The sequence below is a fragment of the Thermoplasma sp. genome, assembly GCF_023256435.1.
In the GTDB taxonomy this organism is placed as follows: Archaea; Thermoplasmatota; Thermoplasmata; order Thermoplasmatales; family Thermoplasmataceae; genus Thermoplasma.
Genome location: NZ_JAGDXM010000054.1, coordinates 17,107 through 33,088, shown reverse-complemented (window position 1 = coordinate 33,088; position 15,982 = coordinate 17,107). Strand labels below are relative to the sequence as shown.

The 15,982-nt window shown below is 45.1% G+C and carries 13 protein-coding genes; 3 read left to right on the top strand and 10 right to left on the bottom strand.

Features of this window, described 5'->3' with window-relative positions; all coding sequences use genetic code 11:
* Nucleotides 1-147 precede the first annotated feature (147 nt).
* From Q0C15_RS07435 to Q0C15_RS07420, 4 genes are all read right to left on the bottom strand, one after another.
* Nucleotides 148-1,059 (bottom strand): radical SAM protein, encoded by a 912-nt coding sequence (locus Q0C15_RS07435; RefSeq protein WP_297217929.1) that lies wholly within the window; start codon nt 1,057-1,059, stop codon nt 148-150.
* Between the two features lie 102 nt (nt 1,060-1,161).
* Complete coding sequence (locus Q0C15_RS07430; RefSeq protein WP_297217927.1) at nt 1,162-1,701, bottom strand: GNAT family N-acetyltransferase; 540 nt, start codon at nt 1,699-1,701, stop codon at nt 1,162-1,164.
* Between the two features lie 31 nt (nt 1,702-1,732).
* Complete coding sequence (locus Q0C15_RS07425) at nt 1,733-2,056, bottom strand: transcriptional regulator (RefSeq protein WP_297217924.1); 324 nt, start codon at nt 2,054-2,056, stop codon at nt 1,733-1,735.
* A gap of 390 nt (nt 2,057-2,446) precedes the next feature.
* Nucleotides 2,447-2,704: a hypothetical protein gene (locus Q0C15_RS07420; protein WP_297217921.1), complete on the bottom strand. Its 258-nt coding sequence runs from the start codon at nt 2,702-2,704 to the stop codon at nt 2,447-2,449.
* 231 nt (nt 2,705-2,935) lie between these two features.
* Here Q0C15_RS07420 and Q0C15_RS07415 point away from each other — a divergent pair, with 231 nt between their 5' ends.
* Nucleotides 2,936-4,336 (top strand): RtcB family protein, encoded by a 1,401-nt coding sequence (locus tag Q0C15_RS07415; RefSeq protein ID WP_297217918.1) that lies wholly within the window; start codon nt 2,936-2,938, stop codon nt 4,334-4,336.
* A gap of 142 nt (nt 4,337-4,478) precedes the next feature.
* A complete protein-coding gene (locus tag Q0C15_RS07410; protein ID WP_297217915.1) occupies nt 4,479-7,310 on the top strand; it encodes a CARDB domain-containing protein in 2,832 nt (943 codons plus the stop codon).
* 20 nt (nt 7,311-7,330) lie between these two features.
* On the opposite strand, the gene argS is transcribed toward Q0C15_RS07410, so the two are convergent.
* Genes argS through aroB form a run of 5 tightly spaced genes read right to left on the bottom strand, consistent with a single transcriptional unit; the run spans nt 7,331 to nt 12,883 of the window.
* Nucleotides 7,331-8,971 (bottom strand): arginine--tRNA ligase, encoded by a 1,641-nt coding sequence (gene argS, locus Q0C15_RS07405; protein WP_297217912.1) that lies wholly within the window; start codon nt 8,969-8,971, stop codon nt 7,331-7,333.
* 27 nt (nt 8,972-8,998) lie between these two features.
* The gene (locus Q0C15_RS07400; RefSeq protein ID WP_297217909.1) at nt 8,999-10,231 is read right to left on the bottom strand and encodes a 3-phosphoshikimate 1-carboxyvinyltransferase; all 1,233 of its coding nucleotides are present in this window, start codon (nt 10,229-10,231) and stop codon (nt 8,999-9,001) included.
* Nucleotides 10,221-11,027 carry a shikimate kinase gene (locus tag Q0C15_RS07395; RefSeq protein ID WP_297217907.1) on the bottom strand — a complete coding sequence of 269 codons (807 nt, stop codon included), beginning with the start codon at nt 11,025-11,027 and terminating at the stop codon, nt 10,221-10,223. The genes Q0C15_RS07400 and Q0C15_RS07395 overlap by 11 nt, the downstream gene beginning before the upstream one ends.
* Nucleotides 11,008-11,814 (bottom strand): shikimate dehydrogenase, encoded by an 807-nt coding sequence (locus Q0C15_RS07390; protein WP_297217904.1) that lies wholly within the window; start codon nt 11,812-11,814, stop codon nt 11,008-11,010. The genes Q0C15_RS07395 and Q0C15_RS07390 overlap by 20 nt, the downstream gene beginning before the upstream one ends.
* On the bottom strand, nt 11,801-12,883 hold the full coding sequence (aroB, locus tag Q0C15_RS07385; RefSeq protein ID WP_297217901.1) for a 3-dehydroquinate synthase: 1,083 nt from the start codon (nt 12,881-12,883) through the stop codon (nt 11,801-11,803). The genes Q0C15_RS07390 and aroB overlap by 14 nt, the downstream gene beginning before the upstream one ends.
* 168 nt (nt 12,884-13,051) lie before the next feature.
* Between aroB and Q0C15_RS07380 the strand changes: the two genes are divergently transcribed.
* A complete protein-coding gene (locus Q0C15_RS07380; protein ID WP_297217899.1) occupies nt 13,052-14,893 on the top strand; it encodes a glycoside hydrolase family 15 protein in 1,842 nt (613 codons plus the stop codon).
* Between the two features lie 4 nt (nt 14,894-14,897).
* On the opposite strand, the gene Q0C15_RS07375 is transcribed toward Q0C15_RS07380, so the two are convergent.
* The gene (locus Q0C15_RS07375) at nt 14,898-15,914 is read right to left on the bottom strand and encodes an aldo/keto reductase (protein ID WP_297217896.1); all 1,017 of its coding nucleotides are present in this window, start codon (nt 15,912-15,914) and stop codon (nt 14,898-14,900) included.
* Nucleotides 15,915-15,982 lie beyond the last annotated feature (68 nt).

Sequence of the window (15,982 nt, the reverse complement as noted above, 5' to 3'; positions counted from 1 at the left end):
AGTCAGTCGAATGTCTAGCCCGAATCGGATCATCAACTCTTTAGGAACTCTATCTTGGACGATATTATCAGGCGAATCAGATCGTATCGACTAAAAATATGGTTGAAGTTCACTGGCAGAATCCGGAAATCAGTTTCAGTGAAAAGATCACTGAATTTCAGGTACATTCTGCTTCGGTCTTCTTGAATCTATATATTTTATATCCCTTCTCTTCACGTGGTTAAACCACCATATCTTTCCAATTAACGATGCTGCTTCAAAAGTATGATCGATGGAAGGCTCGAGGAAGCACTCAGTGAAGCATTTATGGCACTGATTATCATATATATCCCACTGTGGCTTCTTATTAAGGACAACTTCTACGTGTTCAAAACATGGATGAACCTTGCCTCTATAGTCTGTGTAAAATATTTCTTGGCCGGCCTTGCATGCCCTTGAACCCTTGCCATCAATGAAATCCACAGCTTCTTTGTAATAGGTGCGCATGTTGCCGAAGACATGCCTGTGATAGTTTTCATAGGCATAACTGAAAGCCTTTCTTATCATTTCGTTTGTCACTTGGAAGTCTTGGAAATAATATGCATCCTGTTCCGGAAAGCACATCGATAGAGGAACGCCAAGTTCATTGTTCGCGAAGTCTGCGATCTCGCCTACCTTGAAATAGTTGAAATTCGTGACGAGCATATTCGCTGTTACTATTTTCACTTTATTCTTTGCTTCCTTAATATTTGAAACTACAGTATCAAAAATTTTCAAGCCTCTATAGGCATTGTGTTCCTCTGGTACATTGCTATCTAGAGATATGGTCACAGCATCAAGATATGGATAAAGCTTCCTTAACACATATGGGTTCGTTCCATTTGTAGCTATATGAGTGAAGAAATGATTCTCCTTCAATTTACGAATTATATCTACTACGTTCTTGTTGAGGGTTGGTTCTCCACCTGTTACTGAAACGATCTTGATGCCATTTTCTTTCATTTCCCTTATATGTTTATCTATTTGATCCTCAGGAAAGAAAATCTTGCCCTGCCATGCATTGCAACTCTTGCATCTCAAATTACAGAAATAATCGATATTCCATATCATTGTTTTCATATTGCTTTAGTAACATCTTTTTAAATTTAACATTTTCAGTCAAAATCAAGAACAGAAAAGAGATCATTGCAGATCCTTTAAAGCAGGATCAACGTAATACGTCATGAGAACGTCATCAACGAATTGTCCCTCTATGATGAATTGTTTTTTTCTGTAGCCTTCCACCTCAAAGCCGATCTTCTTATAAGCATTAATTGCGTTGGTATTTGTAGAAAAAACTTCCAGATTGAGCTTCTTTATTCCCTGATCCTCGCACCACTCAATTGCCTGCCTTATCATCTTCGTGCCGAGGCCCTTATGCCTATGCCCTGCCATGATGGCGATGCCGAGGCTTCCGGTATGCTTGTTCTTTCTGTATATGCCGCGCTGTACGGTCAAAACGCCTACAACTTTCCTGTCTAGGACGGCCACAAGCGTCAGATCATCGAGGCTCTTTATCCTCTCCTGCTCAGCCCTCTCTGTGAGCATATAGTATTCGCCCACCAGATATACCTTCTCATCCATGACGCTCTGCATGCAGTTTATAATGCCAGCGGCATCACCCGGCTCCGCTTTCCTGATTACATATTCATGTGTGAGTTCAGTGGGTTTTTTCCAAAGCATTCGATTTAAAAAATGTAAAACAACTAATTAATCATTTCTTTTGGAGCATCCTCTTTACCTGCTCAAGGATCGCATTAGCCTCCTCTACGGCTTTTTCAGCGTCGCTTATTATCTGATCCTTATGCTCTATGAAATCTGGTGTCAGTATTGCACCCTCCCTTGACGGTGAGATTATGTTCTCCTGCTCCAGTATACGGAGAGAGTACCGTATCTTGTGTTCAGGAATTCCAGTCTCCTGAGATAGTTTGATTATACCAATGGGCTGCTCCTTCAATAGCACATCTATGACTGAGATATGCCTTTTGAGAGTCTCCATGTCATTTATGAGCTCTCTGAATATTGAGTATTCCTTCATGTTCGTATATCACATGCTAGCATATATTTTTATAGCTAGTCTCGAAGATGGTCAACAAATTGGCATTTTCTGGGTTCTCTAAGAAATATTTGACCATAATTGGCGTGATCTGTCATGTTGAAACCCTCAGATCTCAGATAACTCCATATAATTCTGAAAAATTTTCATGGACCTATGAAAAAGCCCCTGATCCACAAGACCAGATGCATGATCTATCTGTATAACTCTTATCGTGTATCCCGATATTGCGATATCATGAATTGATTCAGCAGTCTCCAACCGATCCTTCTGACTTTTCATCCATCCTTTGATCTCTTGAACATTTTTAAATATCGATGGATACCATAAACAAAGAGATATAGACCCTGATTATGAACCAGCACCAGACGTTCAATCAAAACTTATCTTTACATCATTGCCGTCATAATCCACTATGATTTTCTCACCTTCCTTTAGCCTGAAAGGACCGCTGCTATTCAGTATTTTTCTCATTATAGCCAGTCTTTCCTCTATGTATCTATCAAATTTCGAGGGATCTTCAGACAGCTTCTTTATTCTCTGTGCATTCAGTATGAGCGCGGCCTCGGTCTTCAGTTTGAACCGCGTGTTCTCATCGAAGGATAGCAGATCATAGGTCTCTTTGGGCAACTTATATCTAACATCTTAAAGGAATTATTAATCATATCGATGGTCGAAGATGGTTCTTCAATCTATAAACAGTTCCATCTTTCATTGAAACACTCAGCAGGCATATCCTTTTATGGTTTTTAATCGATCTGTGAATTCATAGCTGACGCATTATTTCCTTTTTTCGATGTTAAAAAGTTGTCCGCCCATATTCGCCATGAAACTTTATGATTCTATTGGACATCATGGATTATGAATGTTAGGAGGATAGATGACTATACCTACATGATCGATAAAGAGGACGATATGCTGGTGCCAGGTATAGTCTATTCCAGCGAAGCTCTCTTCAAAGAAAGCATTGATGAGGGTTCGCTGAAACAGGTCATGAACGTTGCTAAGCTCCCAGGTATAATTAAAGCGTCATACGCAATGCCAGATATACATCTTGGCTACGGATTTCCCATAGGTGGTGTGGCTGCCTTTGATGCTGAAGAGGGAATAGTTTCTCCAGGCGGTGTAGGGTATGATATAAACTGTGGCGTGGCTCTGGTTTCAACGGGTCTAACTTATGAAGAATTTAAGCCGAAATTGAAGGTGGTCACCGATGATCTCTTCAATGAAATCCCAAGCGGGCTGACCTCAAGGAAGGGCCTGAAGGTTTCATCCTCTGATCTCAACGAGATACTAAGGTTCGGCCTTAAATGGGCCATGGATCATGATCTTGCCATACGTGATGATTTGACTCATACCGAGGATGGGGGTTCCATAGAGAATACAGGATCAAACGTATCCAAGGCAGCTCAGCAGCGTGGAATGAGCCAGATAGGTACTCTTGGTGCTGGGAATCACTTTCTGGAGGTTCAAAAGGTCTCCGATATATTCGATAAGGATTCCGCGAGCAGATTTGGCTTAATGGAGAACGAAGTTACCGTTATGATCCATACCGGATCAAGAGGTCTCGGTCACCAGGTGGCAACAGACTATATCAGGATGCTCAGAGAGAGCGATCAGGCAATAAGGACTTCAGATGCTGAACTCATATCCGCTCACGTAAAATCCTCTCTTGGTGAAAAATATCTGGATGCTATGAGATCCGCTGCGAATTTTGCATTTGTCAACAGACAGATCGCCATATACCGTATTCGAGAGGTCTTCGAAAGGCACTTCGGTGTAAGACCAAAGCTGGTATACAGCCTGGCGCATAACATAGCTAAGGAGGAAACTCACGCGGTTGACGGTTCAAGGATAAGGGTCATTGTCCATCGTAAGGGTGCAACTAGGGCATTCCCATCTAATGTCTCTTCATCCCCTTTTGAAGATACTGGCCATCCTGTACTAATACCAGGTAGCATGGGAACAGCTTCATACGTACTTGTTGGCCTTCCAGATAATTTGACTAAGTCATTTGGTACAACTTGCCATGGATCAGGTCGTGTGCTGAGCAGAAGCCAGGCTGTCAAGAGATATGCTGGTATTGTAGAAAAGGAGCTGGAGAGGAAGAACGTCTATGCAAGGCCTGCGACAAAACAGGTGTTGTACGAAGAGGCTCCGGAGAGCTATAAGAACGTCGATGAAGTTGTCGAAGCTGTATATGGGGCTCGCCTGGCAAGGCCAGTTGCCAGAATGGTGCCGTTATCCGTGGTGAAGGGCTGAAATCTTATACTCATCGAACAGGACAGTCTCTTGATCGTTCATAAACGCAATGACAAATGCTGTCAGGGAAGGGCAATGATGCAGAATGATCACAATATTTATAAGAAAAGTTTTGTTTAGCCCAAAAAAAGGGAGGATATCGGTGAACAAATCTACAATTGCTATTGCTATTGTTTCAATAATAGCATTGAGTTCCCTTGCGGGAATGAGCTTTGCCATGACGCCACAGGCTGGCTATGCCAATATAACGGTATCGTATTATGGAGGGCCAGCAAAGGTACCGGTAGAGGTACTCAATTTCAATGGAGTTGTTGTAGCGTCAGGAAGCGGCCCGCATCTTAATGTTTCTCTTCCATATGGTAAGTATTACGTCCAGGTTCCGAACTACATAGGGCCGGGTTCCACAGGAAATTTCACGATATATTATGAGAAATCAGTAGCATTCAATCTAACCTCGCCATATATGAATGTGCCAGTTTCGCTGACTGCATTCCCCACCTATGGAATTAACGTTACATTCTCCAGCATTCCGAAAGGGGCAGTAGTGCAGTTCCAGACACAGGATGGATTTGTGTTCAACCAGAGCAAGGTATTCACGGGAACCTACACATTCCAGCTACCCATAAAAGTGCCTTTCTATGTTGTGTTGAATTACGCAAATACAGGTACAAATTCAACGTATCTGGAGGATCTCAGCAGCCCAACGGCAACCTTAACTATAAGTCCAATCAGCGCTACATTCTATGGTTATCCAAATGTGAATTCTGGAACTGTGGTGGCCATCGATCCTGTAGCGCCTTATAACTATACGGTTTCTCATTTCACAAACGGTTCATTTGCTGTTTATGCGCCAACAACGGATATAATACTGGTTGAATCGCCAGGATATCAGCCGTATGTTTTCGCATCAGCCCAAAATGGCGCATCGATAACTCTGACCAAGGATGTTTCGAATGTATACTATAACTACAGCATAAGCCAGAACCTTCAGATGATGTACCAGAACATAACATTTCAGCTAAATAATGGAACGGCGTTCCCCAACTATTTCCCCAATTCAAGCGTTGGATCTCTATACTGGCAGATGAAGCTTGACGGAATAACGACAGCGGCACTTCAGAAATATTTCTATGGGCTCGCACAGAATTACACATCCAAAACATTCCTTGTAAATGGCGTTTATTATAATATAACTGGAACACCAAGCGTAAAGGTATACAGCACTGATAACTCAGTTCTCGCATATGTGAATGCCACATACAGAAACATGTCGTCGATCTCAGGCCTGAGCTCGGTTAATATTTACGTGTATGGTACTCAGAACACGCCTGGTTCAATACAGTACAATTTCAATCTGACATACCATAACAGCAGCCTTGCAGTATCCTCATCCAATGTTCCTCTGATATCCTCGTACCGTTATGTGAAAATATCACCTCTCTCTGCAAACACAATGGTGAATCTGAAGTTCTCACCAGTACAGAAACCAGTGATGTCGAACAATACCTACACGCTGTTCTGGAAGAACATGGTGTCAAAGAACTATGTCCTGAACAACAATGCGTCTAACGCATACTACGTAGTACCTCTGAACCAGACGGTTTATATAAACGCATCCACAGCCTACTTCAATCCCGTAACAAATTCCAACGATTATGCTCAGGCCAACTTCACATGGACCATAAATGGAACAACTGAATATGGCTACAACGTCTCATATAAATTCTATGACAGAACCAATTCTGTCAGCGTAAGGGTGATGAGCCCATCCGGTGGTGTGGCCTATTCTAATTTCACAGTTGTAGGACTGAGCAACAAGACACCTCTCACCGCGTTTAAATTCTCTGCATCCCTCAATGGAAAGGCCATAGGTGTATCACAGCAATATTATTCCGCTAACAATACATATTTCATATCGCTGAGCGTTCCTCAGTCAGCAAGTGTGAGCTACAGCCTCTATGGCACATCCCTCAAGGTATCATCATACAGCGTCTTTCTGATGTACAGCTGGCACTTCCCAGGCCAGACCTTCATAGGGCAGAACGTATCATACGCATTCCAGCATCCGAGCATTGCACCAGGTTATCTGAACCAATATGCGTATGCAAACGTTACCAGTGAAGTCGGAAACATAACGCATGTTATAATGCACGTGTACGTCAACGATACTACACCGCCATCGGCTACTTTCTTCATGACATACAACGGAACTTACATAAAGAACCCGATAGCCGGTAAGACCATAGTGATAAGCGCAAACAACACAACGGATCCGTACTATCCGTTCAGTCAGCTCAAGTTCCAGTGGAAGATAGAATATGTGAATGGAACCGTCGCCCAGCCTTCTTCCACAACCTATACGAATATAACATCGATGAACATGAGCTATCTCGTTATACAGTTCAACACCGTTAACAGCATGATAGTGTCATTGAACGTGACAAATCCGTCTGGCATATCTGGATATTACAATAAAACGGTCTCCATGATCGTACAGAGTCCGAGATTGGTTGTGAACTCCATATACTCGCCAAAGGCAGCATATCAGGGTTCCTCAGCCAAAGTTTATGTTAACGTGTCTAACCTCGGGACTGTCAATGCATACGATGTCAACATAACTCTGTATGTGAATGGTAAGGTGGTTGGATCTACAACCGTGAGCGAGATCAAGGCAGGCAAGTCATACAATGCAACGGTCACTTGGGTGCCGCCAACATCAGGAAAGATATCGCTCTATGCTACTGCCGAGGTTGGAAATGAGCCTTCAGCATTCGTGAAGGCCGGTGCACTGACGCAGGAGGTCAGCGTGAATCCGCCCGCCTACAGGACGCCTCTTATAGTTGTCTCGGTAATAGTCGTGCTTGTGATAATCGTCTACGTATATTACAGGCTAAGGTCAGGTGGCGGTAAATCCACTCAGCAGAAGACGACACAGCCAAAGACTGAACTGCCGAAGCAGCAGAAGAAGAAATAAAAACAAAATTTTTGATATTTTTACATCTGTTCTATCATTTTTATTCCTATCAGATTTCCGGCATCAGACAGGATCTCCCTATAAGCTTTCACTATACGTATTCTCCTTGCATAGGTTGATGGATCTGTACCGATGACCCTGCAGGCGCCATAGAAATCATTGAATTTCTGCACAAGTGAGACGAGGTATCCGGCTATGAGATCAGGTTTGAGATCATTGGCAGCGTCTTTCAGATAGTATGGATATACGTACATTATTTTTACAAGATCCGCCTCCTCTGGTTCCATTTCCGTTCCATAGGCCTCTACAGGTTCAGAAGCCTTTTCCAGTATGCTTGTGGCTCTTGCATAGGAATACATTATGAAGGGTGCGGAATTCGCCTCAAAGTTGAGGGCCTCATCCCACCTGAACGTTATCGGCTTCGGTGCACTTACCCTTATTATGCTGTATCTCACAGCTGAGGTTGCTATCGCCTCTGCAATCCTCTTCCTATCATCGTCGCTGAGGTCTGGCCTCTTCTCGTTTACGATTTTCAGAGCCTCTTCATAGGTCTTGTCGACAAGATCCTGAAGCGTCACTATGTTCCCGCGCCTCGTTGACATCTTACCGGTTTCAAGTGTTATGAAGCTGTAGTAGAGAAACGACAGTCTGTTCTCAATCCTGAGCATATTCCTCAGTACATGATCGAGGGATCTGGCGTGATCCTTATGATCCTCACCAAGCACATCGATCATCCATTCGCTGTTCTCAGCCTTGAGGAGATGATAGGCAATATCTCTGGCGAAATAGAGCGTAGTACCGTCTTTCCTGGTCAGATATATCTTCTTTCCAGGGATCTCTATGAATTTAGCGCCGTCGTCATCCTTCGTCTCAAGCATGCCTATTACCTTCTTCACGCTCCCATCTCTGAGTAGGTCTGATTCCCAGTCGAACTCATCGAACTCTATGCCGATCCTCTTCAGCGTTGAGGCGATACCGTCGAGCATAACGCCAGCGATCTTTCTCAGCGTGCCATAGACCTCAGGATCGGCGTTTTCATACCTTTCAATATTTTTTTCTATCTCCTTCTCGATCCCTGGATCCTTCTCGAGATCACGATATATCTTCTGATAATTCTCGAGGAGGCTGTCTATGGTCAGAGGGCCGCCATATCTGATATATGCCGTGTACAGGGATATCATCTGCTTTCCAGAATCGTTTACAAAGTACTGCCTCACAGTTCTGTATCCGTATCTGGACAGTATTCTGTATACAGAATCACCTATGATAGAATTCCTAGCCCTACCTATATGCAGTGGTCCGGTTGGGTTTGCGCTGGTATGCTCCACGCTTACCCTGTCGCTCTCCTGGAAGACGTTTGGATAGATCCCGAATCTTTCAATGGAATCTATAACCTCATGAAGCATGTAGGGGCGCTTAATCCACACGTTGATGTAGCCGCCTTCGGCAGCCGCCTTTTCAACATAATCCTTGCCTGAAAGCGAGGTGATTATATCATTTATAACGTTTTCTCCGCCATCCGGAGACTTCAAGATCCTGAAAACCCTGACAGTTATGTCTGAATGACCCGTGTCATCTAAGTATACATCATTCTCCGAGATCTTGAACCTCTCATTTACCGTATCAAATATTGATTTTCTCAAGTCCTGAAAAAGGAGCATGCGTGTTAATCAACACCGCATATAAAATTAATTTGATTCCTCAATCCTTGCGAATTTGGACAGTTCTTTGAAGAAACCTGGAAAGCTCTTGGATACTCTGGATTCGTTCTCTATATCTATCTCGAAACCGGAGACTGCGGCAGCGATTGCAGCGCTCATTATCATGCGGTGATCCTCATAGGCCAGCGTACTGGGGTTCTTCAGATCTCCCTTCTTTATGAAGAGATCCTTTCCGTTATCCTCAACAATTGCGCCAAATCTGGAAGCCAGGTCTATCATTGCCTCGTATCGATCGCTCTCCTTTGTCTTGAGCCTTGCATAGTTATCTATCTCCACGCCAGCATCAGAGAATATGCCTATTACGGCAAGCGGCGGAGCAAGATCCGGGTTATGATCCGCATCTATGGTTATGCGATTCTTTATGCCCGGGAGAACCCTCACCGTATCCCTGTCTATGGCGAGGTTGTCCCTGAAAATATCGAGCAGTATAGAATCAGGCTGAATTCTGGACATCCTCTTTATGTTGAAGCGCATGTCCACCTCTTCTGACAGAAGCCCGAGAACCAGGAAGAATGCCATGCTCGAATAATCTGGTTCTACATCTATGGTCGTCTTCCACACACCTGAAGGGTTTATGGTGATCGTGCGTTCCACATTGACGAAGTAACCTAGATCATAGAGAACTCTCTTCGTTATGTACACGTATCCTGGTGACCTCATGTTCTTCACCAGGAACTCGCCTCCACCCTTCTTCGCGTAATAGAATATCATGGAAGACACGAACTGCGAACTAACACCGTCTATCTCCACATACCTTTTCTTGGACGCGGATCCGTCCACATCGTAGAATCCGTCACCGTTGAGTGTGAGGCGTACATCGTTGGCTTCAAGGGCCTTGATGAGCGGTTCCATGGGCCTCTTTGCCAGACCGGGCTCGCCTGATACATGCGTTATGCAGCCGGAGGAACCGAGAAGCCCCAGGACTATCCTGTAGGATGTTGCGGACTCGCCAACGTATATTTCCTCTGGGCATCTCAGCGAACTCTTTATCCTTATGCTGCTGTCATTAACCGTTATATCGGCGCCGGCCTTCTGAGCTATGTCGATGGCTATAGCGTCATCCCCAGTTATGGTGACGTAGTTCAATATGACGTTCTTGTTGAGAAAGGCCGATCCGAGTATATACCTCTGTGTGAAACTCTTTGACGAGGGTAGGACAGCGGTACCGCTGCCACCAGCTCCATGTATTTTAACTGTCATATTTCCAGTAACGTATTCCCTGGTTGTTTATCTTTGTGACTATCCCGAAACCGATATCGGATCTTGCCTTGATGGCCGAGGATCTGTTCCTGAATATGCCGAAGATCGCCGGGCCCTTGCCGCTCTGTGATGAATACATCGATCCATTCCTCAGCATTCTGTTTATTACATTGAGGTTCAGGCCGAATATTGAACCGTAGACGAGGCCATTGGCCACAGCGGCATCAAAGATTCTCCCGCTGAATGCAAGGTTCTCAACGCTCCGTATGGAATTTACATAATGGCCATCTATTTTCAAGTTTCCGGATGAACGTTTGTTTCCATCTGCGCAAACCAGAACGGCGAAGTTCGGGATCATGCCGTGCCTCAGTATTCGCATCTTTCTGTTATCTGTAAGGCAGTAGCCGCCGTACATGGCCTGGCAGAGGTCATCCAGCGCGCCGGTTATTGAAAAGCCGGACATCTTTGATACTTCTGCGGCGGATCTCAGCAGATCGAGGTCGTCTATTTCCTTTCCCGAATATACTGCCATTCCCTTGGCCAGTGCCAGTATATAGGCGCTGCTGCTCTTCAGGCCGTAACCAGATGGTATCCTGCTCTCGACGGAAAACCTAAAGCATGTGCCTATGGATAGGGACCTGCGCAGATCCTCGGATATCTTCATCTCGCGATCACAGGTACCCTCCCTGACGGTAACTGTCAGCGGCAGATCGATTGAGAATGCACCGCCTATGCCGTCTATGAATGCGGATATTATGGAGATGCCTCCATGTGTTCTAACTCTGACGAATTTCATCAAGAGCCTCCTCTGAATACATCCTGAACAGTCTTTCCGGCCTGATGCCAAAGACAAGATCTAGGGTTCGCAGTCCCTGCCCTATGAAAACATCCAGCCCAGATACGGCCTTTCCTCCAGCAGCCCTGATAGATTCGAGAAATTCCGTCATAACCGGGTTGTAGACCATATCGATCCCTGTGGTTCCAGGCCTGAAGGAGAAGGATCTGAAGGGGTTTCCTTGGCCAAAAGTTCCAAGCGGTGTGCAGTTTATGAATATGTCATAATCCTTATCGGTATGCTGAAGTATGCCTATACCTGGAAAATCCAGCTTATTTTTGGCCCGATCCACATTCCTGGTGATAATGTCAATCTCACGTGCGCCATGATCAAGCAGATATCTGATGACTGTTCTGGCTATTCCGCCTGTGCCTGAGACAAGCACGCGTTTACCCGTAACGCTCGCTCCATTCTTCGACAGTGCATAATCTATGCCATCATAATCCGTATTGTATCCCATCTTCAGGCCATCCCGGTTTATGACTAAGTTCACCGATCCGATCTCAGACGCAATCGGGTCCAAGCGATCTAGAAACGGTATGACTGAAACCTTGTGCGGAATCGTGACGTTGAATGCCTCCATGAAGCCTGAGCTCTTCATGAATATCGGAAGGACAGAATCATGTACATCGATAGCTAGGTACATCGCATCGATGTCCTCATCACGGAATATCCTGTTGTAGACTATCTGACCAATTGAGTGAGATACTGGATGGCCAATGAGGCCTGTGATTCTATTTCCGCTCATGCTCTCTGATGAATGTGTTCAGCCCGTCGCTTATCATCCTCTCGGTCACCTTCATCGTTATCACGTTTCCGACCTCTGCAGGTACTGGCATATTTATGTAGCCCTCAGCCATCTTCTTGTCATTTGAAACGTATCTCACTATGTTATTGACGCCTATGTCTGATATTCTGACTCTCTCTATACCGTAATTATCTGCGAGCTTCATTATATGTTCTATGACCTCAGGCTTCGTGTTTCCATATTTTTCCCCTATGTGGGCCTCGACCATCATGCCAGTTGCGACCGATCTTCCATGGCTTATCTGTCCCTTTGAAGCGCCCTCTATGCCATGCGCTATGGTATGACCGAGATTTAGAACAGATCGTATTCCGTTCCTGTCATAATAGTCCCGGTTCACTATGTCTGCCTTTATCTTTATGCTCATCTTCACTATATCTGCGGAATGATCGTTAAAGTTGGACAGGTTTGTCTCTGATACCTTCTTGAACATGTCGCCACCTGCTATGATGCTGTACTTTATCACCTCACCCATGCCTTCCCTTATTATCTCCGGAGTGCTCTTCAGGAACTCCAGATCATCGATGATGAGATAAGGGTTGTAGAACGTTCCGATGACATTTTTCACATCAGAGAAGTCGATGCCGTTCTTTCCGCCTATGGAACTGTCGACCTGCGCAAGCAGCGTCGTCGGCACAGCGATCATGCGTATGCCCCTTTTGTATGTCGCTGCGACGAACCCCGCAAGATCGCCCACCGTTCCACCTCCTACGTACACTAGGAGCGAATTTCTGCTGACCTTCTTCTCGACAAGCACTTTTATTATTCTCTGATAGTTCCTCAGGGTCTTAAGCGATTCTCCATCGTTGAGCGTTATCTTAATCGTACTGCTTCCATAATCTTCCAGTGGTGGAATTTTCGGGCCGAAGAGCTCTTCCACCCTTCTGCTTATCATGAAGACGAGCGTATCATAACGACCAACCTCATCATTGATGTGGCCAGTGACGTTGTCCCCTATGACCACTGATATATTCTCTCCATTCATCGGCAGGACGAATCTCTGAGCATCCACATTTTGCTTATTGTTAAATGAATATAAACTTTTTTGTATTATTTATATATCTATATAATATATCGTATTTGCCAGTTGATATCACACTTCTATGACGGTGAAACGAAGTGTGGATGAACGCAGATAATGTTAATATCCATGATCTAAATACGCAATGAACTGACTACTATGGCCTTTCATGGTCTCGTTAAATATAGTGATATTACTGTTGATGGTTATCCAAAGATACAGTACCACGGTTTTATCGGCAATAACCGTACAGCCATGCTCGTGGCGATGAACGGTTATATAGATTGGGGTTGCCTTCCGAACTTCAATTCTCCTGCGGTATTCTCATCCATTCTAGATAAGAAGAAGGGAGGCTATTTTGCGATCTATCCATCAGATACTGCCGATGTTTACGTGGATCAGTACTACAAGGAACTCACCAACATACTTGTGACGGAATTCATAAAGAATGGAAAGGTTCTGCTGAGGCTGACGGACTTCATGCCGGATTCTGAATACGGAAAGATAAGCTTTCCAGAGGTGCACCGATTCGTCGAGACCTTTTCCGATCCAGTTCGCATAACGGTTGACTTCAAACCAACGTTCAACTACGCTACCGAGAGGCCACTGATAGAGAGGGTTCAGCATGGCTTTATCTTCAGCACCGAGAAGGAGAACATAGGCATATCCAGTGAGTATCAGCTGAGGAGGAATGCGGATCACGTGTATGCGGATATAGATATGGATCCGAGAAGTTCATCGTGGTTCGTTGCACTTTACGGCATTCACCATCTCTATCGCCCAACAGATTACAAGTCATACCTCCGCCTGCAGGAGACAACCGATTACTGGAGGAAATGGGCATCAAACTCCACATATGCGGGCATGTACCACAGCATGGTTATGAGATCCGCACTTGCCCTGAAGGTTCTGTTCTATGAGCCGACTGGAATGATGGTTGCGGCTCCAACCGCGAGCCTTCCGGAGGCCATAGGCGGCGAGAGGAACTGGGACTATAGGTATACATGGATAAGGGATACAGCCTATGTAATAGAGGCGTTGGCCTCCATAGGCTATAAGAGAGAGGCGGTATCGTTCCTCTACGATATGATGGACGTCATATCCAGAGAGAACAAGATCAGGACCATATACAGCATAGACAACTCGGATGATCTCGTGGAGAAAGAGCTTGATTTTGAGGGCTATCGCGGTTCGAAGCCTGTGAGGATAGGAAACAAGGCAGTCGATCAGCTGCAGATCGATCAGTACGGTTCCATAGTCAGGGCAATACATGCTATGGAAAAAGCCGGAGGAGTCGTCAATTCATACCTGTGGGACTTTGTGGAGGAGATGATGGCCAAGATCGAGTACCTCTGGAAATATCCTGATTCAAGCATATGGGAATTCAGGACAGAACCAAAGCAGTATGTGTATTCGAAGGTCATGTCATGGGCCGCATTCGACAGCGCAATAGCCATAGCCAGGGATCTTGGGCTCAGTGCACCGATAAAGAGATGGAAGACTATACAGGACGAGATATGGAACGATGTCGTCAGCAAGGGATTCGATTCGGAAACCGGCAGTTTCGTTCAGTATTATGGATCCAAGAATGTGGACGCATCATTGCTGCGCTTGCCCATACTCGGCTTCATTCCTGCCAACGATCAGAGATTCATCGGGACCATGAAGCGCATCGAGAACGAGCTCATGGTGGATGGCTATCTGTTCAGAAGATACAAGGAGGATGACGGGCTAAAAGGGGACGAGGGTTCATTCCTCATGCTCACATTCTGGTACATCGAGGATCTGATCCTGATGAAGAGGCTAAAGGCGGCCAGATCGGCTCTGGAGTCTATCATAGAGAAGGCAAATCACCTGGGTCTTTACTCTGAGGAGATCGACGAGAAAACTGGAGATTTCCTCGGGAACTTCCCGCAGGCATTATCCCATCTGGGAATAATAAGGGTTGCGCCAAAGCTTGAAGAGGCCCTGTTGAAAAGAGTATCAAAGATAAATGAATGAGATTTCATTTCACTACGCATGATGTTATCTCATCGATCCTCCTCATGTCGTCGTCGCTCAGCTTCACGTCAAGCGCAGCCAGATTCTCATCGAGATAAGCCTCTCTCGTGACACCAAGGAGTGGTATTATGGGAATCTTCTCGATCTCAGAACGCTTGATGAGCCATGCTATGGCAAGCTGGCTTCCAGTTATATCCTTCTCCTTGGCTATCTCTAGAAGATCTCGAACCACCTTTTCGTTCTTCCTGCTGAACTCTATGAGCTCTGGATAGTATGAGGATCTCGATCCGGATTCAGGGGTCTTTAGGTATTTTCCTGTGAGAACGCCCTGCGCCAGCGGAATATAGGCCAGAAGCCCCAGTCCGTATTTAACCGCCACCTTCAATTTATCTTTTTCTATATCGCGCTGCAGTATGTTATAAGGCTCCTGCATCGTCACGAATGAATGCAGCCTGTGGTCTTCCGATAGCTTCATGAAGTCCTCGATGTCTGAAGCAGAATGGTTGCTCTCGCCCGTGTATCTTACCATGTCAAGATCAACTAGATGGCTGAGCGTGGTCATCGTTTCAAGATGCGGTGTATTCGGATCCGGCCAGTGTATCTGATACAGGTCGACGTAGTCCATATCCAGCCTGTTCAGGCTTTCTCGTATCTGCCACATAATGTGCTTCCTAGACAGCCCCTCCCCATTTGGAAAGGTGGAAACAGGTCCTCTGACCTTGGTGGCAACCACGATCGATTCTCTATCGTATCCCTTCAGAGTTCTACCGAGAATTCTCTCTGAGTTGCCGATATGATCTATATGATCCTCATTCTTTTCAACTCTGCCATGGTAAATATTTGCAGTATCGAAGAAATTGATCCCTACATCATAGGCCCTTCTAACTATCTTGTAGAACTCAGCCTCATCTACTTTTTCAACACCATCCAGATGATACTTGCCAGATCCAGGCAGATGCCAGGTGCCTATTGCCACCTGTGAAACCATCGTTCCAGAATTTCCCAGTCTAACATATTTCATGCGTCTCTATTTCCGCATATATGAAAAAGTTTTCAGTATATCAGTTGCAACATCTAAGGCAAAAGCCA